This is a genomic window from Paenibacillus sp. TSM33, from assembly GCF_056099025.1.
The window spans coordinates 477,955-499,656 of record NZ_JBLZXB010000017.1 but is presented as its reverse complement, the minus strand read 5'-3'; the positions used below and the strand labels follow the sequence as shown (position 1 = coordinate 499,656).

The window sequence follows — 21,702 nt, the reverse complement described above, 5'->3', positions numbered from 1 at the left end:
CCCTCACAGTAGCAGTTTAAGGCTGTGCGACTACATACAATTTTTTTGCTAAATCGCAGACCCTTATGTTTAGTATACCTTTTTGCGGCATCTTTAAAAGACAGATGACTGCAAGTTGGTATCGCTAGTTCACAATTAAAAAAAATTTGTTTTAAAATGTGCTTTACGATAACATATGAATAAACCTGCACATGGGGGGATGGCGTGTTTTATGGAAAAATCGTTAGATGAAATTCAACGTGAGGTAGACCAGTACATCTCTCAATTTAAGGAAGGGTACTTCAGTCCTTTGGCCATGTTGGCCAGGATGTCCGAGGAAGTCGGTGAACTGGCGAGGGAAGTCAATCACTCCTTTGGTGAGAAACCGAAAAAAACGGATGAGGCGGACAATTCCATTGAGCTGGAGCTGGGGGACATTTTGTTCATCACTGTTTGCTTTGCGAACTCACTGGGTATCAATTTGACTGAGGCACATGATAAGGTTATGCATAAATTTAACACGCGTGACGCGAATCGCTGGACCAAAAAGGACACCGATTAGGCGTTTTGTACATATGCTGTACCAAACCGGTTACCCGGAGGTGCAGTGTCATGAAGGCGGAGGAATACGTTCAGAAAGCTTATCAGTGTATTTTGCAGAACGATTTTGAGCAGGCGGTGGAATGGTTTGAAAAAGCGATTTCAGCCCAGCCTGATCATGCGGAGCATTATTTCCGTTGCTCGGTTACCTATGCTCGCAGTGGACGATTGGAGCAGGCCCTGGCATATGCAGAGCATGCGGTCCGTCTCGCTCCACAGCAGGATGAATATGTTCTCCATCTGCATGCGCAGGAAGCCAGGCAGTATACAGAAAAGGCCAGAAAAATGCTGGAGGTCGACAGAGCTACGCCACAGATGCGCCAGGATGCGATTTTGCTGCTCGAACGGGCAATTTCCCTTGATCCGTTATGTGGTGACGCATTTTTACTGCTCGCTTTGATTTATGACGAATTGAATGAATATAAGCTGGCTGTGCAGGCTGCTCGTGAGGCTGCAGCGCTGTTTCCTCACAATGTGCAGCTTGCCAACCTCATGAAGAAATTATGCCAGCAGATGAATGAACAAATCTAGCACAAATGGATGCATAAGGAGTTGTAGGGATATGTCAGAACCAATAAAAGTGGCTGTCGTTGGAGCAGCAGGACGTATGGGCCGTGAGGTGGTCAAATTGGTTCTTCAGGATGAGGAACTACAGCTTGTAGCCGCAGTGAACAGAACACACGCCGGCAGTGATGCCGGCCTTCTCGTCGGACTACCGGAAGCTGGTATCGCTATTATGGAGGATGTAGAGCAGGCTTTACTGGAGAGTCGAGCCGATGTCATGGTTGACTTTACGGGGCCACGTTTTGCGTATGCACATACAGCGCTTGCTATTAAGCATGGAGTTCGTCCAGTTATCGGGACGACAGGGTTTACTCCTGAACAAATTGAAGAACTGGACAAGCAATGTCGTGAGCAACAAATTGGTGGTCTGATTGCGCCCAACTTTTCGATTGGCGTCATTTTGATGATGCGGTTTGCGGCTCAGGCAGCGAAATATTTCCCACATCTGGAAATCATCGAATATCATGGCGACCAAAAATTGGACGCGCCCTCAGGTACAGCCATTAAGACTGCTGAACTGATCGCCGAGCAGCGTGAGGAGCTACGACAAGGCAACCCGGAAGAGGAAGAAACGCTAGAAGGATCGCGTGGCGGTTACTATCAAGGTTTCCGCATTCACAGTGTCCGTCTTCCCGGTGTGTTCGCACAGCAAGAAGTCGTATTTGGAGGATTTGGACAATCTCTGAAAATTCGTCAGGACTCATACGAACGGGCTGGATACATGCCTGGTGTTAAAATCGGTATCCAGAAGGTAATGAAGCACCCAGGGCTTGTATATGGTTTTGAGCATTACATCGATTAAGAATATACGAATGAATTAATGAATGGAATTATAGAATGAGGCAGGAGGAATTTCGAATGTTAAAGATTGCATTTATAGCGCATGATCGCAAAAAGGATGAAATGGTAAATTTTATAACGGCATATGAGCATGTTTTTACAGATCACCAATTGTATTCAACAGGTACAACAGGTCAGCGCATTATGGAGCAAACCAAGCTTCAAATTCACCGCTTCATGTCTGGGCCGCTTGGTGGAGATCAGCAAATCGGGGCTATGGTTGCGCAAAATGACATGGACTTGATTATATTTTTGCGTGATCCACTCATGGCACAGCCGCATGAGCCGGACATTAGCGCATTATTACGTCTGTGTGATGTACAGGGGATTCCTTTGGCAACTAACGTTGCAACTGCTGAAATACTGGTTAAAGCGCTGGATCGTGGCGATTTTGCTTGGCGTGAGCTGGTACATAAATATAAACCGGGCATTGATCAGCAGGGTGATGTAAAATGACGCTGGACATCCTGATTTTCGGAGCCCATGCCGACGATGCAGAAATAGGAATGGGAGGCACAATTGCCAAGCATACAGCCGCTGGGTTGAAGGTGGGAGTGTGCGATTTGACACGGGCTGAAATGTCATCTAATGGTGATGTGGACACTCGTATGGCAGAAGCTGAACACGCTTCGAAAGTGCTTGGGCTTGCTGTACGGACGAATTTGGGTCTGCCTGATCGTGGGTTATATATAACTCCTGAACATGTAGCTGCAGTTACAGCAGAAATCAGACGCCATGCACCAAAAGTTGTATTTGCTCCTTATTGGGAGGATCGGCATCCGGATCATGTCATGTGCAGCAAGTTAGTAGAGGAAGCTGTGTTTAACGCCAAGTTGAGACGTTTTATGCCAGAAAGTCCTGCGGTACAGGTAGAGCAATTATATTTTTATTTCATTAATGATATCGGCAGAACAGACTTGATCGTGGACATTACGGAGCATTATGAAGCCAAGGAACAGTCGTTGTTGAGTTATGCTTCGCAATTCCAGGCAACGCCTGGGAAGGATACGGTATCCACACCACTGAATCAGGGGTATGTGGAACGTGTAAAAGCTCGGGATTCGTTGTTGGGTCAACGTAAACTGATTTCATATGCAGAAGGATTTGCGTCCAAAACGCCATATCTGGTTAAGCTATTCACATAACGATTATATACTTACGCATGTTGTAGAATGCTGAAATACATGGGCATACGAGTGAATATGGATGGACGGAAGGAGGCAGCTTAGCTTGAATGACAAACTGAAAATTGGGATTACCTGTTATCCGTCGCTGGGTGGCTCTGGCGTTGTGGCTACGGAACTGGGCAAGTTGCTGGCAGAAAAAGGGCATGAGGTCCATTTTATTGCCAATAGCATTCCGTTCAGATTAGGCGGGGCGTTCCAGAAAAATATTTTTTATCACGAAGTTGAGGTTAACGATTATTACGTGTTTAGATATCCGCCATATGATTTGTCGCTAGCGACAAAAATGGCCCAGGTGGCTCAAATGAAGAATTTGGATGTACTTCATGTCCATTATGCTGTACCGCATGCAGTATGCGCTTATTTGGCGAAGGAAATGGTGGGCGATCATTTGAAAGTGGTTACCACTCTGCACGGTACAGATATTACAGTGTTGGCACAGGATGAATCATTAAAGGATCTGATTCGACTGGCTATTAACAAAAGCGATGCTGTAACAGCGGTCTCCAAGGATTTGATTCGGGAGACAATTGATGCGTTGGAAATAACACGACCTATTGATTTGACCTACAACTTTGTAGATAAACGAGTATATTATCCGCGAGATGCTGCTGCGCTTAGGAGAGATTTCGCCCAACCGCACGAAAAAATTATGATGCATATTTCCAATTTCCGTCCTGTTAAAAGGGTGGGGGATGTGCTGGATATATTCGACAGAGTGCAACAAAAGGTACCTGCGAAGCTGCTGTTGGTAGGAGAAGGACCGGATCTACCAAAAATTCGTTGTAAGATCGAAAGTTTAGGATTGCAGGACAAAGTCTTCTTTTTGGGTAAGCAGGATCAAATCGCAGAAGTGATTTCTATGGCGGATGTGCTGTTGCTTCCGTCGGAGAAAGAAAGTTTTGGTCTAGTTGCGCTGGAAGCCATGGCCTGCGGAGTGCCAACAATTGGCTCTCAGGCAGGAGGAGTACCTGAACTCGTTGTACATGGAAGTACAGGGTATCTTGCTGAAATTGGTAATACAGAGGCGATGGCAGAATATGCAGTAGAACTGTTGTCCGATGAAGCAATAGCGGAACGTTTCCGTGAAGCGTGCCTGACACGCGCACGTACCGTATTCTGTAATGAGCTGATTACTCGTCAATATGAAGAGATTTATTACCGTGTGTTGGGACGCGAGGTGCCGGATCTTAAACCGATCAGCGTTTAAGGGGGCGGACTCGCGTCCGTTTTTTATTGAATACTTGCAAAGGGGGAAACCCTGTGAATACAAATACTTGGCAACATGCTGACCCAGAGATGGCTCTTCATGGCAGAGAGGTCATACATACACTAACCACAGCAGGCCACGAAGCTTATTGGGTCGGTGGCTGTGTGCGGGATGAGCTATTAGGACGTGCTATTCATGATATGGATCTGACCACCTCGGCTGAGCCTGAAGAGGTTTTAGCGCTATTCCCTCATGTTATTCCGACAGGAATCCAGCATGGGACGGTAACGGTCATGCAGAATGGTCATGCATTCGAGGTGACCACTTTTCGTACGGAAAGCGGTTATACCGATCATCGCCGTCCAACGGAAGTATTCTTTGTGAAGGACATCCGTGAGGACCTGATGCGGCGCGATTTTACGATGAACGCGATTGCAATGGCTGAACACGGGGAGCGAGTGGACCCGTTTGGAGGGGAACATGATTTGCGAGCCGCTCTTGTTCGTTGTGTGGGACGAGCTGAGGAACGCTTTGAGGAGGACGGGCTGCGAATGCTGCGCTGCATCCGTTTTGCCTCTGTATTTCGGTTCCGAGTGGCCTACAATACCTGGAAAGGTATGATTCGTCGCAGAGAGGGACTTCGATTCATAGCCATGGAACGGGTACGAGTCGAGTTAGAAAAGATGCTAGCGGGACCTGACCCATTACGTGGACTGGAGATGCTGGGCCGTAGCGGATTGCTGGGCTGTACGAAGGTTCCGGTTCCCTGGAAACAATGTGACGCTCAGGCGCTCCAGGAGATCGTGCAGCTGCCAGCAGAGCTGAGGTGGGGTTTGCTTCTTATGTCTTGTAGACTTAGCTCAGAGGCAGCGGACGAGCTTTTAAGAGCTTGGACTTTCTCCAACGCTGTACGTCTACGTTTGGTTCATTTATTGGAATGGGAGACTGAGCTCATCAGTCATGCTGTTGCCATAGCTGGCAACTCAGTTTCGAGCGATTCCGACCGTATCAACGATGAGGCGCTGCGTCGTAGCTGGATTCGTTTGTTAATTAAGCTGGGAAAGGACACAGCTACAGACTGGCTGGAGCTTCACAAGACACTGCCTTCACCGTTCCGCGAATTACCGCCATGGGTAGAAAAACATGTGAAGAAAATTGCCGAACTGGCAAACTTGTGGACTCAGCAGGCAGGAGTCGTTCGGATCAAGGATTTAAATATTACTGGAAATGAACTGGTTCAGGCAATGAATCGACCAGGCGGACCTTGGCTGGGACAGATGATGGAACGGCTTTTACAAGCGGTCGCTTGCGGAGATATCCCGAATGAAACAGAAACATTGCTTCAGGAAGTGAAACGGGTGATGAGTAGTGAATAATCATGAAAGATTGTTAGGCATACTGGAGGAAGGTTCATCTGATTACGTATCCGGGGAGGAGATTAGCCGAAGACTGTCGGTTAGTCGTACAGCGGTATGGAAGCAGATCAACAAACTGCGTGAGCTGGGTTATAATATCGATGCCTCCTCACGTCGGGGCTATCGGCTGATATCTCAGCCAGACCGGCTGGAAGTTTCTAAATTGGCAGATATGTTAACTACTCAATCGTTTGGTCAGCGTATCGTTATTCTGGACTCAACGGTATCCACTCAGCAGGATGCAATGCGTTTGGCAGAAGAGGGGGCGCCGGAGGGGACGTTAGTGCTTGCGGAGGAACAAACGGCAGGTCGGGGACGTCTGGGGCGGAAATGGTATTCCCCTCGCGGCAAAGGTATCTGGATGAGCATTGTATTGCGCCCCACCCAGCCCTTGGCCTTTACCCCCCAGCTAACGCTGCTTACAGGTGTGGCGGTGTGTAGGGCTATTCGCCGACTGACAGGTGTAGAGGCAGGTATCAAATGGCCCAACGATCTGCTGATTCATGGTCGCAAAGTATCCGGTATTCTGCTGGAATCTGCAACAGAGGATCAACGGGTTCGATACTGCATTGCAGGGATTGGCATTGACGTTAATTTGAATGTAGAAGATTACCCGGAAGAGTTATCCCATGTAGGGACATCTTTGAAAATAGAGGCAGGGCTTGAAGTTGACCGTACTGGGCTGATTGCTGCTGTTTTGGAAGAAATGGAGCAGCTAAGCAAGCTATATGCCGAGCAGGGGTTCCAGCCTATAGCCATGCTGTGGGAGGCGTTATCTGTGACGATGAACCGCAGCGTCCGTGCACATACGGGACAAGGGAAAGCGGTAGAAGGTACAGCGGTTGGCTTGGACCCTTCAGGAGCACTCGTTATAGAAACGGACCAGGGTGAGCGAATTCAGGTCATTTCAGGGGATATACAATTGTAGAAGCGACCTTAGCTGAGTATACGACCACAATTTTTCTGTTTCCTGTGTAAAACTTCACGTGAAAAAGCTGATATTTTTTGTTATACTGTGCAGGAGGCGGCATCGGACGGTCCGAGCTGCACTCCAAGGGCACATGCTCTACTTTAGCAAGTTTGTAAGACCATCATAACTTCATTTGAAGGTTACGTTGGATTCTGCTCTGAGCCGAACAGGACCGAGACAGAAGGGACGATCTCAAAATGAGTGTCTTTTTTGGCTGTTCGGACCTTTTGATGACGCATATGTACAGGCGTTCATAAAAGGTTATTTTTTGTGCCAAAAAAAGATGGAAGGGAGCCATTCACAATGGCAGGAAAACAAGCACTGAATATTGTAAAAATGAAAAAAATGAAGCAAGAGGGCATTCCGCTCAGTATGCTGACCGCCTATGATTATCCATCGGCTAAAATAGCCGAGGAGGCGGGAATTGATATCATTCTCGTGGGTGACTCGCTGGGTAACGTAGTTCTTGGTTACGATTCGACCATCCCTGTGACCCTGGATGATATGGTGTACCATTCCCGGACAGTGGCAAGAGGCGCCGAGCATACGTTTATCGTAGCGGACATGCCTTTTATGACATATCACGGCAGCATATCCGAAAGTCTTCAAGGCATCCGCCGTTTGATGCAGGAAGGGCATGCGCATGCTGTTAAACTGGAGGGCGGAGCTGAAATTGCCGATGTCGTAAAAGCGACTGTTCAGGCAGGTGTGCCTGTGCTGGGACATATCGGACTTACTCCGCAATCGGTTAATCAGATTGGCGGTTATCGCATTCAAGGTAAGGACGAAGCAGACGCACGCCGCTTAATGGCTGATGCCAAGGCGTTAGAGCAGGCCGGTGCCTTTGGTATTGTGCTGGAATTAGTGACTGAGGAAGTGGCAACGGCGATCTCTAAAGAACTTTCCATTCCAACCATTGGAATCGGTGCAGGACGTGGATGTGACGGTCAGGTACTGGTTTATCACGATCTGATTCAATATGCATCGCCATATTTCAGTAAACGTTTTGTTAAAACCTATGCCGATGTAGGCGGCTTGATCCGCAGCAGCATTGAGCAGTATGTGAGCGATGTGAAAGGGCGGGCATTCCCGGCCGCAGAGCATGTGTTCAGCGCGGATGATCGCGTTGTGGAGTCCCTGGAGTCCTTGTACGGTCAGGCAAAAGGACAAGCGCAGGAACAAGCTAAGGAAAAGGTGGAATCACAGTCATGATCATCGTAAGAGAAGTGGCTCAACTGCGTAAGGTTATTGCCGAACGTCGGCAGCTTGGGGCCAATGGAGCAAAAATGGTACACGATTCTGCCTCTGTACAACAACATAAAGTCGGCTTTGTACCAACAATGGGATACCTGCACGAAGGACACGCGAGCTTGATGCAAAAGGCGCGTGAAATGGCAGATACGGTCGTGCTTAGTATTTTCGTTAATCCGATCCAATTTGGACCTACCGAGGATTTGGACAGCTATCCTCGCGATGAAGCTCGTGATTTGGAAGTAGCACGGCGGGAAGGCGTGGATATTGTATTTTTGCCGACTGTAGCAGAAATGTATCCTCAGCCAACTCAAACCAAAATTCGCGTATCAGCTTTGACAGACCGCTTGTGCGGTGCTTCCCGTCCTGGCCATTTTGATGGTGTGACTACAGTGGTAGCCAAGCTTTTCAACATGATAGGTCCTGATTTGGCCTTCTTTGGCATGAAGGACGCGCAGCAGGTTGCTGTGCTTCAACAAATGGTGACCGATCTCAACATGAATGTGACCCTCATACCTTGCCCTATTGTTAGAGAGGCCGATGGTTTGGCCCTTAGCTCCCGTAATGTCTATTTAAGTGCAGAACAGCGAGAGCAGGCGTTAGTGCTGTCCCAGTCACTGCGCAAGGTGCAAGAAGTGAGCGAAGATATTGTACAGAGCACCATTACGATTGAGCAGTTACATCAAATGGTGGAGTCGACCATCGCCTCATCTCCATTGGCAGATATTGACTACATTGAAATATTAACATTTCCTGGCCTGGAGCCCCTTCGCCCTGAGCAGCGCCTATGTGATGTGCAAGAAGATGTCATTGTTGCGCTAGCCGTAAAATTTGGGAATACCCGACTGATTGATAATATAAGAATACAGAAAGTGGAGGTACTTTCCCATGTTTAGAACCATGATGAAATCAAAAATTCACCGCGCGACGGTTACCGAAGCAAACCTGAACTATGTGGGGAGTATTACCATAGATGAAGATTTAATGGAGACATCGGATCTGCTGGAGAATGAAAAGGTTCAAATTGTAAACAATAACAATGGAGCTCGACTGGAAACCTATGTGATCCCCGGACCGCGTGGGAGCGGTGTGATTTGTCTCAACGGTGCAGCAGCCCGTCTGGTCCAGCCCGGTGACACAGTCATTATTATTTCCTATGCTTCCATGTCGAATGAAGAGGCCAAAACATACAAACCAACTGTGGTATTTGTGGATGAACATAATAAACCAGCTCAAACGATGAACAAGGAAGTACATGCAACGATCATGTAATGAATGGGAGTGCGGATGAAACCCGTCTTTTAAGCGAAAAATGTGAGTGTATTAATCCATCTTTCGTAAGGGCGGGATGCACATGTTCCAGCATGTATTCGCAGAAATGAACAGCATGTTAGATGATATCGTGAAGCATTACCCATCAGCCCAGGGCCCCCGCAGACAGGAGCTGCTACAGCACTGGAGTCTGCTGCGGAGAATGAGTGACGGAATTATGGATGAGTGGCTGGCCTTTGAGGAAAAAATGGTTTGCCTGCGTGCAGCCGGCTTTTCCACAGAGACCGACATGTCTGACGCCGAACTGCCTGAAAAGGAGCTACCCGCATTTAACCGGGGGCAAGGGTATTATCGATTACTTATGTACCCGGAGGCAATCCAGCAATTTGAGCAGGTGCTACAGCATTTTCCAAACAGCTGGCAGAGTCGCTTGTATATGGGGATGGCGCATTTTCAACTGGATGATCCAGCAGAGGCTATAAGCCAGTTTCAAAAGGTGCTACACCTGACTGAACAGTCAGGGCTAAAAGCGGTCATCTATAATGCGCTAGGCTGTCTGATGGCAAAGCAGGCTGACGTAAAAGAGGCGCAAAAATATTTTGCTCTTGCTCATCAGTTCGATCCAACGCTGTCCGAGCCACTGCACAATATGCAAGCCTGTTTGTCTGGTGCCGAAAAGCTTCGCTACGACAGTTCCTTGTTGACCTGGATGTAGTTGTCAGACACCGAGTAAGACGATGCATGCCCACCTCCTTAGGCGGCGTATATGCATCGTCTTTTTTGGCTGTCTTAATTTCCAAATAGACAATCTTCTGCTATGCTATTATACAGAGTTATTATTTTTGTATGTGTCATAAGAAAGGATTAAGCTCGAATGAAATTTGCGGTATTGGATTTTGAAACGACAGGCACCCAGTCCGCGGATGATATCATTCAAGTCGGACTTGCAATTATAGATCATGATAACAGCATTTCCCGTGTTTACGGCTCTTATGTAAACCCTGGAAGATCTATTCCACCTTTTATCACCGGGTTGACCGGAATTACAGACGATGACGTCAAGGATGCACCTGCACTCGAAGAAATGATGATGGAACTCGTGCCTATGCTGGACGATGTCGTACTCGTCGGTCATAACGTGGCGTTTGATTTCAATTTTTTGCAAAGCGCTTTGGACCGATGTGGATACTTACCCTTTAGCGGTAGAATTTTAGATACGATGGATTTTCTGAAAATTATGTTTCCATCGTTATCCTCTTATCAGCTAGGTTTTGTTTCCTCTGAGTTTGGTCTGGCGCATGACCGCCCTCATCAAGCAGACAGTGACGCGTTGGCTACGGCTGAGGTGTTTTTAAAGTGTCTGGGTGAGCTTCAGGCATTACCTCTGATAACGATACAGCGGCTTAGCGATTTGTTCGCAGAGGAAGACAGTGACCTGGGATGGTTTCTTGACGGCGTACGAGAAGAGAAAGAGTTAGACCCTATTCAGGATTTGGAGAAACATCAGTTTTTTCGTCAGCTTGCGCTTAAAGTGGAAGATTGGACTGAACTGGCTGCTCCACGCAGAGAAGATGATCCGAATCCACTGTCAGGCGTTTCCTTTGAGGAGTATATGGATGATGTACGGGACAATTTGCGTTCATCCTTGAGCCAATATGAGGAGCGCGAGGCGCAGATACAAATGATTGAGGGTGTAAATCAAGCCCTGAGTCAAGATAAGCATTTGTTGATCGAGGCGGGTACAGGAACAGGGAAGTCCCTGGGCTATTTGCTTCCGTCACTGTATCACAGTGTAAAATATGGGCAGAGGGTCACCGTAAGCACGCATACCATTAATCTGCAGGAGCAATTGCGAGAGCGTGATATTCCGATGCTGACAAAAGTGATTCCGTTCCCGTTCCGTGCTGCCATCTTTAAGGGACGGGGGCATTATTTGTGTCTGCGTAAGTTTGAACATAAAATAAACAGAAGAGACTTCGCGACACCAAAGGAAGACTTGATTACAGCGGCTCAAATGATTGTCTGGCTGACTCTGACAGAAACCGGTGATGATGAGGAACTAAACCTGAGCAACCGTGGAGGGGATTTTTGGGAAACGGTAGCTAGTGATTCCGAGTCCTGTCTTGGTCGTTCTTGTCCATGGTTCCGCAAATGCTACTATCATCGTGCACGTCATGAAGCAGGAACAGCGGATGTGGTTATAACGAATCACTCCAAGCTGTTCACCGACGTCAAAGCAAGTCATCAACTGCTGCCTAGCTATGAACACTTGGTGATTGATGAGGCACATCATCTAGAGGAAGTAGCTGGTAAGCACCTGGGCATGCATATGAAATATTTCACACTCGTGCATACGCTGACTCGATTGTTCAAGGACAGCAAGAATGGGCAATTGCCTTCGTTACGTCAGCAGTTGGCAAAGTCGGGGCATGAGAAGTCGACGGAATGGGCCTCGGTCATTGATCAGTTGTACCCACTTGTGTTAGAGGTTAAGGAAACTTGGGACTTACTAAGTGATAAGCTGTTTGGCATGTTGCCGGAGCGAACTGATGCTACACCAGGTGAAACGGGGCAATTTTCTTCGCGTCTCAAACCGTCAGCCAAGCCTGCAAAGTGGGATCAGGCGGCGGCATTGGAAAATCAGCTTTATGTAACATTGAGCGAAATTTTGCGCAAGGGCGACAAGCTGATGCTGGATGTCAAGGAAGAACATGACGATTATGCGGCGGATAGTCTCATTACAGATATCACGGGTCTGCTTAAGGATTTGGCGGGGATTAGGGAAAATTTGCGCTTCTTTATACGACTCGATGATGAAACAACCGTATATTGGCTTGAAGCGAGTGGACAATTCCGTAGTAAATCATTGCAATTTTATGCGGTGCCCGTCGATGTGAGCCGCCAGTTGAAAGAAATGTTTTTTGACAAAAAAAGAAGTATTATTCTGACATCTGCTACTTTATCGGTAGATAAATCGTTTCAGTACATGACCGATCAACTCGGTTTGCAGGAGGCCGCAGATCAAGGACGATTAATGACGTCACAGCTCCCATCACCCTTTAATTATAGGGATCAGGTGTTGCTGGTCATTCCGCGAGATTTTCCGAGTGTGAAGGGCAGTGTAGGAGATGCACATTTTGTAGAGATGCTCGTTAGCTCTCTAGGAGCGACTGCCCAGGCGACGCGGGGGAGAATGCTCGTTCTGTTTACTTCCTATCGGATGCTCCGGCAAGTGTATGAGCCGCTCAAAGAGGCGTTAGCGTCCAGCGATATTACCGTGTTAGGACAAGGTGTGGACAGTGGGAGTCGCAGCAAGCTAACCCGCCGTTTTCAGGAAGCCAAAGCTTCTGTATTGCTTGGAACCAGTAGCTTTTGGGAAGGCGTCGATATTCCAGGGAAGGCTTTGACTTGTCTGGCCATCGTTCGCTTGCCGTTTCAACCGCCCAATCACCCGTTACTGGAGGCCAAAAGCGAGTTGCTCCAGCAGCAGAAGAAGAATCCATTTATGAAGCTGTCTGTACCACAAGCAGTTATTCGCTTCAAGCAGGGATTTGGGCGATTGGTACGTACAGCGAGCGACCACGGAGTCGTCATCGTTTACGATACGCGTGTGATCGAATCCTATTACGGAAAGCACTTTTTGTACTCGTTACCGGGACCAAAAATGGAGCATATGCCATCGGAGCAAATGGTGCCTCGCATCGCCGAATGGCTCCAATCCGCCCCGGAGACAGAGGCACAACGGACGGACACCTAAAGTCCGTTACAATTAGGGGGAGCAAGTATGAAATCAGATAAAATTTCAGAGGCTGTGGTACGGAGATTACCCGTATATTTACGTTATCTGAATGCACTGCACAAACGGGAGGTGGCTACGGTCTCTTCTCAAGAGCTGGGGCAGAGGTTAGATTTGAACCCGGCCCAAATTCGTAAAGATCTTGCTTATTTTGGCGATTTTGGTCGGAAGGGCATCGGTTACGATGTTTCTTATCTAATTGAGAAAATACGCCATATCCTGAAAATCGACCAGCAAATTAACGTAGTATTGGTCGGAGCGGGTAATCTGGGTCAAGCCCTATCGAACTATAATGCTTATTTAAAAGACAATATGAAGATTGTGGCGGTATTTGATGCGTTCCCGGATAAGGTTGGGACCAGAATCAATACCTTGGTCGTACAGCCGATGGATGAACTGGAAGCGACTGTGAAAGAAAAAAATATCCGAATCGGGATTATTACTGTTCCTGATTTTGAGGCACAACATGTAGCTGATAGGCTCATTGAGAGTGGAATTGGAGCGATTTTAAACTTTGCACCTATCATTCTCAAGGCACCAGCTAACATTCGGATACATGCCACAGACTTTACAACTGATTTGCTTAGCCTCGCTTATTATCTGGAGGACGGAAAGGAAGAAGTACAATATGACAGTGAATAAATGGATGATTAAAAACGGTTCTTTTGCCGTCAATGGACCCGAAGCTGGGGTAATTCATGGTTTTATGATTGTGGAGGATAGCCGTATTACTTACATTGGCGAGACTTTGCCTGCGGGTGAGGAAGAGACAGAAGCAATCGACGGTAAGGGGTTATTGTTTTTGCCTGGTCTGATCAATACTCATGGCCATGCGGCGATGTCTCTGCTGCGAGGGTATGGAGATGACTTGGCACTTCAAGTGTGGCTTCAGGAAAAAATGTGGCCTATGGAAGCCAAGTTTACATCTACAGATGTGTACTGGGGAACATCCTTGTCAGTGCTGGAAATGCTGAAAGGTGGAACTACGACTTTCCTGGACATGTACGATCATATGGATGAGGTGGCTCGTGTAGCTGAAGAGTCGGGTATTCGTGCAAGTCTGATGCGTGGAGCCATTGGACTCTGTTCAGAAGAAGAACAGCGGATCAAGCTGGCTGAGGCCGTGACTTTTGCGCGTAACTGGCATGGAAAAGCAGACGGTCGTATTACAACGATGATGTCTCCGCATGCACCATACACATGCCCGCCTGCGTTTATTGAGAAATTTGTTCAAGCAGCACATGATCTCGACTTACCATTGCATACGCACATGTCCGAGACGATCGCCGAAGTTGAACAAAACGTACGCGACTATGGTTTGCGTCCAGTTGCACACTTGGATAAGCTTGGCTTTTTCTCCCGTCCTTCACTGGTTGCCCATGGCGTTCACTTGAACGACGAAGAAATAGCTTTATTGGCGGAACGGGGTGTGGCGGTTTCACATAATCCAGGCAGCAACTTAAAACTGGCAAGTGGTGTAGCAAGAGTGCCTGAATTGCTGCGTGCAGGAGTGACCGTTTCTCTCGGAACAGATGGTCCTGCCAGCAATAATAACCTGGATATGTTCGAGGAAATGCGTCTGGCGGCACTCATCCACAAGGGAGTATCTGGCGACCCAACGGCAGTTCCTGCAAATGAAGCACTGCGTCTGGCAACAGAGTATGGTGCAAAGTCGATTGGTTTAAAAGAGGTAGGAGCGCTGGCAGCAGGCAACAAGGCTGACTTTATCGCGCTAGATCTGAATCAGGCCCATTTCTTGCCGCGTACAGATCTTATTTCCCATGCCGTTTACTCTGCAAGTGCCAAAGACGTGGCTCATGTGTGGGTAGACGGCCGTCAGGTTGTGAAAAATGGCGAATGCCTGACGATGGACGAGGAACGTATCAAACATGAGGCACAAGCCGCCTTTGAAGGGCTGCTGTCGCGCTAATTCAGGTGTCACATCCCCTTAGAGAGGAAGCACAGGTTTGAAAAATAAGAAGAAATGGATAGCGGTCGCCATTTTGGCCGTAATACTGATCCTGGTCAGCATTTTCTGGTATTATTCCTATGTTACTCAAGACCAGGTGGCTGAGAAAAATGCCGCTATCATGAAGGCCAAGCAATCAGGTGGTCTGGTTAGCACGACTCAGACATGGAAGTCTGTGTGGGATCAGATATATTGGGTGGTTCAAGGAAAAAACGCACAGAATGAAAATATAATGGTGTGGGTTCCTTTCCAAAAAATGGAGGGTAAACCTAACGTACCTGTCGCAGATCCGAGCGGTGTTCATACCGAGCTGATGAAAAACGGAGTCGACGAGCAAAAAATGACAGCGATAATTCAGCAGCAACTTCCGAATGCAAAAATTGTAAGGCTCCAACCGAGTGTGTTCAATGGCGAATATGTATGGCAACTGTTTTACGATGATGAAAGCCATCACAACTATACCTTTTACCGTTTCTCAGATGGAGCATCGACGGGGATAAAGTATACTTTACCTAATTACTAGCAATGAAGTTAAGTGTGGGCATGGTGGTTTGGAAGTGCCCAAAAGCATTAGGAGTGCTGCGTAGTTCATTTGATCTTACGATCGCTTCACTTCTTTAGTTTCAAATGGGCCACTCCGCTGGCTCACCGCCATAGTCACTCCAAACAACTTTTATACTCAGTCTTTATAGCTTGAAATGATTGAAAATAAAAAAAGACGCAAATACGACGAAATTCGTATTTGCGTCTTTTTTTATTGCTACGCCGTAAAGCTGGACTGAAAGCCAGCGAAGCATCTTTTTGCCTTATCACAACTCCTCCACACATTGCCTTCGATATTAGATTCACGTTATGATATACTATATTTTATAAGTGATAGACAAAAATGATAGAAAAATGAGTTGCTGATCACTATACGATCATGCAATTTGGTTGTTTGTTGACATTCGTCCCGTTTCTTCTAGGTTTTACATTTTGAGAGGAGGATGTTGTTTGAAATTGCGTGCAGTTCCTATTGTTGTGGCGGCCGTATTGGCAGCCTTGTTGATGTTTGGGGGATGGTTCATTTACCGTCAGGTTACAATGCAAAGTCCTCTGGAAAAACTGGTATCTCAATATCCAGGCGTGACAAGCGCTCAAATAGATATTAAACAGGATCAGGTCGTTTTGAAACTAGATCTCAAACCGCAGGCGGATGTGGCCGGATTGGTTGATGTGGTTAAGCAAAAAGGGCAATCTATCATTGGCAGCCGCACTATTAAGCTGGATATCGCAGATCGTTCCAATTCAGCACTGAATCAATGGTGGTCTGAAGCTATGTTTCCTGTTGCCGAAGCGATGGAAAATAAAAAATATACTCAAATTTCATCTACTGTTGAACAGATGAAAAAGAAAAAAGCAGGTATCAAGGCTGATACCGATATGGATTCGAACAATGTCTATATCCGACTCAGCGAAGGCAATGCGACAAAGTTTATCGTTTTGCCACGTCAATCTCAGCAAATGGGGGTATGGCCTAATGCCTAGATGGATCAAGGAAATATTAATCGGTATTGTGCCGGTGGCCATTATATTTCTCGTTTTTATTGGGGTGAATATTATCCCTCTTCTGGTTGCGGGCGTGATGCTCAGTGGCTTGTTAATGCTCATGCATGCTCGTGGCGGCTTGGCCGTAGGTGCCGGGCAAGAGCGCAAACGTAAAAAAAATGGTCCGGACAAGCTGACTTTTGAGGAAATTGGTGGACAAGAAAGCGCTAAACAGGAATTGCGTGAAGCCTTGGATTTTTTGAATCGACATGATGAAATTTCCAAGTTTGGCATTCGACCATTGAAAGGCGTCTTGCTCACTGGCCCTCCGGGAACAGGGAAAACGCTGATGGCGAAAGCAGCTGCACACTATACCAATTCTGTGTTTGTTGCAGCTTCAGGCAGTGAATTTGTTGAAATGTATGTGGGTGTTGGTGCAGGTCGTGTCCGTGAGTTGTTTCGGGAGGCTCGCACTCGTGCAGCCAAGGAAAAGAAAGAAAATGCAATTATTTTTATTGACGAGATTGATGTTATTGGCGGTAAGCGTGAAGGTGGACAGCAACGAGAATATGATCAGACTTTGAATCAGTTGCTGACAGAAATGGATGGCATTTATTCGGCAGATACACCGCGGATATTGCTCATTGCGGCAACAAACCGCAAAGAAATGCTGGACAGCGCCTTAACGCGTCCAGGACGTTTTGACCGTCATATTCAAGTAGATTTGCCTGATAAGAAGGGCCGTCTTCATATCCTTAAAATTCATGCCAAAAACAAACCGATTCAGGAAGATGCTAATTTGGACAAAATCGCAGAGGAGTCTTACGGTTTTTCCGGTGCACAGTTGGAGAGCGTCATGAATGAAGCAGCTATTTATGCAATGAGACAGGATCGGCAAATGATTGCGCAGAGTCATCTGTCCATGGCGATTGACAAGGTGATGATGGGTGAAAAAACAGACCGAGAATCGACATTGGAAGAGAAAAAACGTGTAGCGATTCACGAGCTGGGACATGCTATTATGGCTGAAATCGTCCGTCCTGGTAGCGTAAGTCAAGTAGCGCTCAGCCCGCGTGGGAAAGCGCTCGGTTACGTGCGTCACAACCCACAGCAAGAGCATTACTTATATACCAAGCAGTACCTGGAGGAGCAGATTATGATCTCACTCGCAGGGGCTACTGCAGAAGAAATGTACTACGGTGGTCGAAGTACTGGCTCAAGTAATGATTTTGAACAGGCGCTGAACATCGTTCATACGATGATGACCTCCGGTTTGACCTCACTTGGCATTATTAATATGGACATGGTAACAAAAGAAGAACTCATGCGGGAAAATGGCGAGATTATGAATGACCTGCATAACCGGACTTTGGAGTTGCTGGAAAAGCATCGTCCTGTGTTCGACAATTCTCTTGACATCCTGATGAAGGAAGAAACGCTGTCCGGAGATCAATTTAGATGTCAATTTAGTGAAAATGCTTTATTACCAGCATAATTTTTTATGCTGGTTATTTTTTTTTACTTTTAGTCCGTGCTAAGATATTATTATCTATTGGGACATAAACATGTATTTTTCGACAAAGAAGGATACAATATATGAGAGTGACCAGGAAAGGGTGGAGTTAAGAACCATGCAATTTAAAAAAATCGGCGTCATTGGCGGCGGCACCATGGGACAAGGTATTTCTGAAATGCTAGCGTCCAAAGGAATCGATGTGCTGCTAGTAGAGCAGACACCAGAGAAACTAGACTACGCTTATAATATGATTGAAACAAGTCTAGACAAGCAACTGGAAAAGTGGGCAATTACCCAAGCAGAGAAAAAACTGATTTTATCTCGCATTGAAAAAGTATCCCATCTGGCGGAGCTCGCTAGCTGTGATATGGTCATTGAAACCATTACAGAGAATCTGGATGAGAAGAAAGTTGTTTTCCAAGAGCTGGATCATGTATGTCCAAGCAACATCATCCTTGCAAGTAATACATCCACGCTGAGCCTGACCGAGCTTGCCAGCTCGACCAAGTATCCAGAGCGTGTTATTGGTATGCACTTTATTTATCCAGTATCCCGTATTGATCTTGTAGAAATTATTCGTGGTTTGAAAACTTCAGATGATACCTTTGAAAACACGAAAATGTTCGTGGAAGAAATCGTGGAGAAAAAAGGAGTCATGATTTATGAATCTCCTGGCTTTGTAACTAGCCGGATTATCTGTCTGCTGATTAACGAAGCAGCTCATGTACTTCAAGAGGGCGTAGCTTCTGCGGAAGATATCGACGATGCTATGCGCATCGGCTACAACTTCCAAAACGGTCCTTTGGAAATGGCTGACCGCTTTGGACTGGATTCCGTTTTGGCGGCTCTGGAGCGGATGTTCCGTGAATTTGGCGAACTGAAATACCGTCCGTCCATCGTCCTGAAGAAAATGGTGCGTGCAGGTAATCTGGGCGTGAAATCGGGCGAAGGCTTCTTTAAGTATGACAAGGATGGTGACCGGATATGAAAATTCTCGTAATCAACGCAGGGAGTTCTTCCCTGAAATACCAATTGTATGATATGACGGACGAGTCCGTTTTGGCAAAAGGATTGGTAGAGCGTATTGGTATGGACTCTTCGATTCTGACGCACAAACCAACCAATAAGGAAGAATACACTGAAGTTAGCGAAATTTTGGAGCATACTACTGCCATCCGTAAAGTACTGAATGCACTCACAGATGCAGAGCATGGTGTTATCTCCAGCATTAGCGAAATTCAGGCTGTGGGTCATCGTGTGGTTCATGGCGGCGAAATCTTCAAACAGTCAGCGCTCGTAACACCTGAAGCGAAGAGTGAAATCCGTCGCTTGTTCGACCTGGCTCCACTGCATAACCCGGCATCCATGATGGGGATTAAAGCGGCTGAATTGAATATGCCAGAAGTACCGCAAGTTGTGGTATTTGATACTTCGTTCCATCAAACCATGCCAGAAAAAGCTTATATGTACGCCATACCGAGAGTGTTGTACAATAAGTACAAGGTTCGTCGTTACGGTGCACACGGTACTTCCCATGACTTTGTAAGTAAGGAAGCTGCCAAATTTGTCGGCCGTCCTTTGGAAGACCTGAAGATTATCACTTGCCATATCGGTAATGGTGGTAGTGTCACAGCAGTACAAGGTGGTTTGTCTGTAGATACTTCCATGGGTATGACTCCGCTGGAAGGACTTATGATGGGTACTCGTAGTGGTGATTTGGACCCAGCAATCGTGCCTTATGTGATGAACAAAGAAGAATTGACTGTCAATGAGGTCAATTCGATGCTGAACAAGCATAGTGGACTTCTAGCTATTTCTGGGATCAGCAGTGATATGCGTGAAATCACTGAAGGTATGGAAAAAGGCGAAGCTAATTCTACATTGGCATTTGAAATGTATGAATACCGTCTGCGCAAGTATATTGGTTCGTATGCTGCCGCAATGAACGGAGTAGACGTAATTGTATTTACAGCAGGCGTAGGCGAGAACTCCATCGTTCTGCGTAAGAGAGTGTTGGAACAACTGACATTCCTCGGTATTGAGCTTGATGAATCATTGAACGCTATTCGTTCTGGCGAGATTCGCCGGATTACAACTGCAAATTCGAAGGTAGAAGTACTGATCATTCCAACAAACGAAGAACTGGTAATTGCCCGTGACACGTTCCGTCTGGTTCAGTAGTTCGGTCCGTAAGTGTAAACTTTATACATGTGGTACTATGGTTTAAGTACCACATGCACCAAACAGCGAGAGCAAACAGCCTAACCCAAGGGGGAGGGCTGTTTGATTTTCGGTTCAAGGAGAGAGACGGTCATGACAAATAAAAGTACGATTGCCCAAGTGGGCCGCCATGTAGGGGAAACGGTTACAATTGGCGCTTGGGTAAACAATAAGCGGTCTAGCGGTAAAATTCAGTTCCTGCAACTACGTGATGGCAGCGGGTATATTCAAGGGGTTATCGTAAAAAGCGAAGTGTCTGAGGATATTTGGAATGATGCCAAATCCTTGACTCAAGAAAGCTCCCTTTATGTAACTGGAATCGTGCGAGAGGAGCCGCGCAGTCAATCGGGTTACGAATTAACGGTTACAGGTATTGAAATCATTCATTTGACCGAAAACTACCCGATTACCCCAAAAGAGCATGGTGTAGATTTCCTGATGGATCATCGCCATTTGTGGCTGCGTTCCGCCAAGCAACGTGCGGTTCTGATCATACGGGCGGAAATTATCCGTGCTGTACAGGAATTTTTTAACGGCAACGGTTTTACGAAGGTAGACCCGCCTATTTTGACACCTTCTTCTGCTGAAGGCACAACAGAGTTGTTCCACATCAAATATTTTGACGAGGATGCTTATTTGACACAAAGCGGACAGCTGTACATGGAAGCTGCGGCAATGGCGTTGGGTAAAGTATATTCCTTTGGTCCAACCTTCCGTGCGGAAAAGTCCAAAACACGTCGTCACCTGATTGAGTTCTGGATGATCGAGCCTGAGATGGCTTTTGTGGATCATGAAGAATCCTTGCGTGTTCAGGAGCAGTTTGTAAGCCATATCGTGCAGTCTGTTCTGAAAAATTGTGCGAAGGAGCTTGAAGCTATCGGACGCGATGTTTCGAAGCTGGAGCAAATTCAAGGCGAGTTTCCGCGGATTACGTACGATGAGGCGATTGCCTTCCTTCAAGGTGAAGGATTCGATATCCCGTGGGGGGAAGACTTCGGTGCTCCTCATGAAACAGCTATTGCCGAAAGATATAACAAGCCTGTGTTCATTACGCATTGGCCGACTCACATTAAAGCATTCTATATGAAACCTGACCCATCCCGCCCAGAGGTTGTTCTGTGCGCCGATATGATCGCTCCTGAAGGTTATGGCGAAATTATCGGGGGTTCCCAACGGATTGATGATCCAGCATTGATGGAAGAACGTTTTAACGAGCATAACCTGGCACGTGAAGCCTACCAATGGTATATGGATCTTCGCACCTATGGTACCGTTCCGCATTCTGGCTTTGGATTGGGACTGGAGCGTACAGTAGCATGGATTTGTGGACTCGATCATGTACGTGAAACGATTCCGTTCCCACGTATGCTGTATCGTTTGTATCCATAA

General features: G+C 46.8%; 21 protein-coding genes. All 21 read left to right on the top strand.

The features are described from left to right. The first annotated feature begins 211 nt into the window (after positions 1 to 211). The 21 genes from ACN6NF_RS14165 to asnS all read left to right on the top strand — a co-directional run bounded on the left by ACN6NF_RS14165 (position 212) and on the right by asnS (position 21,702). Positions 212 to 541, top strand: a complete 330-nt coding sequence (locus ACN6NF_RS14165) for a nucleotide pyrophosphohydrolase (RefSeq protein ID WP_007430805.1) — start codon at positions 212 to 214, stop codon at positions 539 to 541. A gap of 50 nt (positions 542 to 591) precedes the next feature. Beyond that, a complete protein-coding gene (locus ACN6NF_RS14160; protein ID WP_016822188.1) occupies positions 592 to 1,110 on the top strand; it encodes a tetratricopeptide repeat protein in 519 nt (172 codons plus the stop codon). A gap of 31 nt (positions 1,111 to 1,141) precedes the next feature. Then, positions 1,142 to 1,945, top strand: coding sequence for a 4-hydroxy-tetrahydrodipicolinate reductase (dapB, locus tag ACN6NF_RS14155; protein WP_474318254.1), 804 nt, complete (start codon positions 1,142 to 1,144; stop codon positions 1,943 to 1,945). A 56-nt stretch (positions 1,946 to 2,001) separates the two neighbouring features. Next, the gene (gene mgsA, locus ACN6NF_RS14150) at positions 2,002 to 2,439 is read left to right on the top strand and encodes a methylglyoxal synthase (RefSeq protein ID WP_013371648.1); all 438 of its coding nucleotides are present in this window, start codon (positions 2,002 to 2,004) and stop codon (positions 2,437 to 2,439) included. After that, positions 2,436 to 3,128 (top strand): bacillithiol biosynthesis deacetylase BshB1, encoded by a 693-nt coding sequence (gene bshB1 / locus ACN6NF_RS14145; protein WP_474318253.1) that lies wholly within the window; start codon positions 2,436 to 2,438, stop codon positions 3,126 to 3,128. Before mgsA ends, bshB1 begins: the two co-directional genes overlap by 4 nt. Positions 3,129 to 3,213: 85 nt before the next feature. Then, entirely contained in the window at positions 3,214 to 4,377 is a 1,164-nt protein-coding gene (bshA, locus tag ACN6NF_RS14140) for an N-acetyl-alpha-D-glucosaminyl L-malate synthase BshA (protein ID WP_474318252.1), read from the top strand. 53 nt (positions 4,378 to 4,430) lie between these two features. Next, the gene (locus ACN6NF_RS14135; protein ID WP_474318251.1) at positions 4,431 to 5,753 is read left to right on the top strand and encodes a CCA tRNA nucleotidyltransferase; all 1,323 of its coding nucleotides are present in this window, start codon (positions 4,431 to 4,433) and stop codon (positions 5,751 to 5,753) included. Next, a complete protein-coding gene (locus ACN6NF_RS14130) occupies positions 5,746 to 6,720 on the top strand; it encodes a biotin--[acetyl-CoA-carboxylase] ligase (RefSeq protein ID WP_474318250.1) in 975 nt (324 codons plus the stop codon). Before ACN6NF_RS14135 ends, ACN6NF_RS14130 begins: the two co-directional genes overlap by 8 nt. Positions 6,721 to 7,065: 345 nt before the next feature. Then, entirely contained in the window at positions 7,066 to 7,974 is a 909-nt protein-coding gene (panB, locus tag ACN6NF_RS14125) for a 3-methyl-2-oxobutanoate hydroxymethyltransferase (RefSeq protein WP_016822182.1), read from the top strand. After that, positions 7,971 to 8,909: a pantoate--beta-alanine ligase gene (gene panC, locus ACN6NF_RS14120; RefSeq protein WP_474318249.1), complete on the top strand. Its 939-nt coding sequence runs from the start codon at positions 7,971 to 7,973 to the stop codon at positions 8,907 to 8,909. Before panB ends, panC begins: the two co-directional genes overlap by 4 nt. Then, positions 8,902 to 9,285: an aspartate 1-decarboxylase gene (panD, locus tag ACN6NF_RS14115; protein ID WP_013371641.1), complete on the top strand. Its 384-nt coding sequence runs from the start codon at positions 8,902 to 8,904 to the stop codon at positions 9,283 to 9,285. The genes panC and panD overlap by 8 nt, the downstream gene beginning before the upstream one ends. 82 nt (positions 9,286 to 9,367) lie before the next feature. Further along, complete coding sequence (locus ACN6NF_RS14110; RefSeq protein ID WP_474318248.1) at positions 9,368 to 10,000, top strand: tetratricopeptide repeat protein; 633 nt, start codon at positions 9,368 to 9,370, stop codon at positions 9,998 to 10,000. A 159-nt stretch (positions 10,001 to 10,159) separates the two neighbouring features. Further along, positions 10,160 to 13,042 (top strand): ATP-dependent DNA helicase DinG, encoded by a 2,883-nt coding sequence (gene dinG / locus ACN6NF_RS14105; RefSeq protein WP_474318246.1) that lies wholly within the window; start codon positions 10,160 to 10,162, stop codon positions 13,040 to 13,042. A gap of 27 nt (positions 13,043 to 13,069) precedes the next feature. Continuing rightward, on the top strand, positions 13,070 to 13,723 hold the full coding sequence (locus tag ACN6NF_RS14100; RefSeq protein WP_257125975.1) for a redox-sensing transcriptional repressor Rex: 654 nt from the start codon (positions 13,070 to 13,072) through the stop codon (positions 13,721 to 13,723). Beyond that, entirely contained in the window at positions 13,710 to 15,011 is a 1,302-nt protein-coding gene (locus ACN6NF_RS14095) for an amidohydrolase (RefSeq protein WP_090890206.1), read from the top strand. Before ACN6NF_RS14100 ends, ACN6NF_RS14095 begins: the two co-directional genes overlap by 14 nt. A 37-nt stretch (positions 15,012 to 15,048) precedes the next feature. Further along, a complete protein-coding gene (locus ACN6NF_RS14090) occupies positions 15,049 to 15,573 on the top strand; it encodes a cell wall elongation regulator TseB-like domain-containing protein (RefSeq protein ID WP_474318245.1) in 525 nt (174 codons plus the stop codon). Between the two features lie 470 nt (positions 15,574 to 16,043). Next, positions 16,044 to 16,577, top strand: a complete 534-nt coding sequence (locus ACN6NF_RS14085; protein ID WP_013371633.1) for a hypothetical protein — start codon at positions 16,044 to 16,046, stop codon at positions 16,575 to 16,577. Beyond that, positions 16,570 to 18,072: an AAA family ATPase gene (locus ACN6NF_RS14080; protein WP_474318244.1), complete on the top strand. Its 1,503-nt coding sequence runs from the start codon at positions 16,570 to 16,572 to the stop codon at positions 18,070 to 18,072. The genes ACN6NF_RS14085 and ACN6NF_RS14080 overlap by 8 nt, the downstream gene beginning before the upstream one ends. A 136-nt stretch (positions 18,073 to 18,208) precedes the next feature. Further along, positions 18,209 to 19,081 (top strand): 3-hydroxyacyl-CoA dehydrogenase family protein, encoded by an 873-nt coding sequence (locus tag ACN6NF_RS14075; protein ID WP_013371631.1) that lies wholly within the window; start codon positions 18,209 to 18,211, stop codon positions 19,079 to 19,081. After that, positions 19,078 to 20,274: an acetate/propionate family kinase gene (locus tag ACN6NF_RS14070; RefSeq protein WP_013371630.1), complete on the top strand. Its 1,197-nt coding sequence runs from the start codon at positions 19,078 to 19,080 to the stop codon at positions 20,272 to 20,274. Before ACN6NF_RS14075 ends, ACN6NF_RS14070 begins: the two co-directional genes overlap by 4 nt. 132 nt (positions 20,275 to 20,406) lie before the next feature. Next, entirely contained in the window at positions 20,407 to 21,702 is a 1,296-nt protein-coding gene (gene asnS / locus ACN6NF_RS14065; protein ID WP_016822173.1) for an asparagine--tRNA ligase, read from the top strand.

Bases quoted from the DNA above. Each gene is read 5' to 3' on its own strand.
- ACN6NF_RS14165 (WP_007430805.1), top strand. From the start codon at position 212: ATGGAAAAATCGTTAGATGAAATTCAACGTGAGGTAGACCAGTACATC.
- ACN6NF_RS14160 (WP_016822188.1), top strand. From the start codon at position 592: ATGAAGGCGGAGGAATACGTTCAGAAAGCTTATCAGTGTATTTTGCAG.
- dapB (WP_474318254.1), top strand. From the start codon at position 1,142: ATGTCAGAACCAATAAAAGTGGCTGTCGTTGGAGCAGCAGGACGTATG.
- mgsA (WP_013371648.1), top strand. From the start codon at position 2,002: ATGTTAAAGATTGCATTTATAGCGCATGATCGCAAAAAGGATGAAATG.
- bshB1 (WP_474318253.1), top strand. From the start codon at position 2,436: ATGACGCTGGACATCCTGATTTTCGGAGCCCATGCCGACGATGCAGAA.
- panB (WP_016822182.1), top strand. From the start codon at position 7,066: ATGGCAGGAAAACAAGCACTGAATATTGTAAAAATGAAAAAAATGAAG.
- panC (WP_474318249.1), top strand. From the start codon at position 7,971: ATGATCATCGTAAGAGAAGTGGCTCAACTGCGTAAGGTTATTGCCGAA.
- panD (WP_013371641.1), top strand. From the start codon at position 8,902: ATGTTTAGAACCATGATGAAATCAAAAATTCACCGCGCGACGGTTACC.
- ACN6NF_RS14110 (WP_474318248.1), top strand. From the start codon at position 9,368: ATGTTCCAGCATGTATTCGCAGAAATGAACAGCATGTTAGATGATATC.
- dinG (WP_474318246.1), top strand. From the start codon at position 10,160: ATGAAATTTGCGGTATTGGATTTTGAAACGACAGGCACCCAGTCCGCG.
- ACN6NF_RS14100 (WP_257125975.1), top strand. From the start codon at position 13,070: ATGAAATCAGATAAAATTTCAGAGGCTGTGGTACGGAGATTACCCGTA.
- ACN6NF_RS14095 (WP_090890206.1), top strand. From the start codon at position 13,710: ATGACAGTGAATAAATGGATGATTAAAAACGGTTCTTTTGCCGTCAAT.
- ACN6NF_RS14080 (WP_474318244.1), top strand. From the start codon at position 16,570: ATGCCTAGATGGATCAAGGAAATATTAATCGGTATTGTGCCGGTGGCC.
- ACN6NF_RS14075 (WP_013371631.1), top strand. From the start codon at position 18,209: ATGCAATTTAAAAAAATCGGCGTCATTGGCGGCGGCACCATGGGACAA.
- ACN6NF_RS14070 (WP_013371630.1), top strand. From the start codon at position 19,078: ATGAAAATTCTCGTAATCAACGCAGGGAGTTCTTCCCTGAAATACCAA.
- asnS (WP_016822173.1), top strand. From the start codon at position 20,407: ATGACAAATAAAAGTACGATTGCCCAAGTGGGCCGCCATGTAGGGGAA.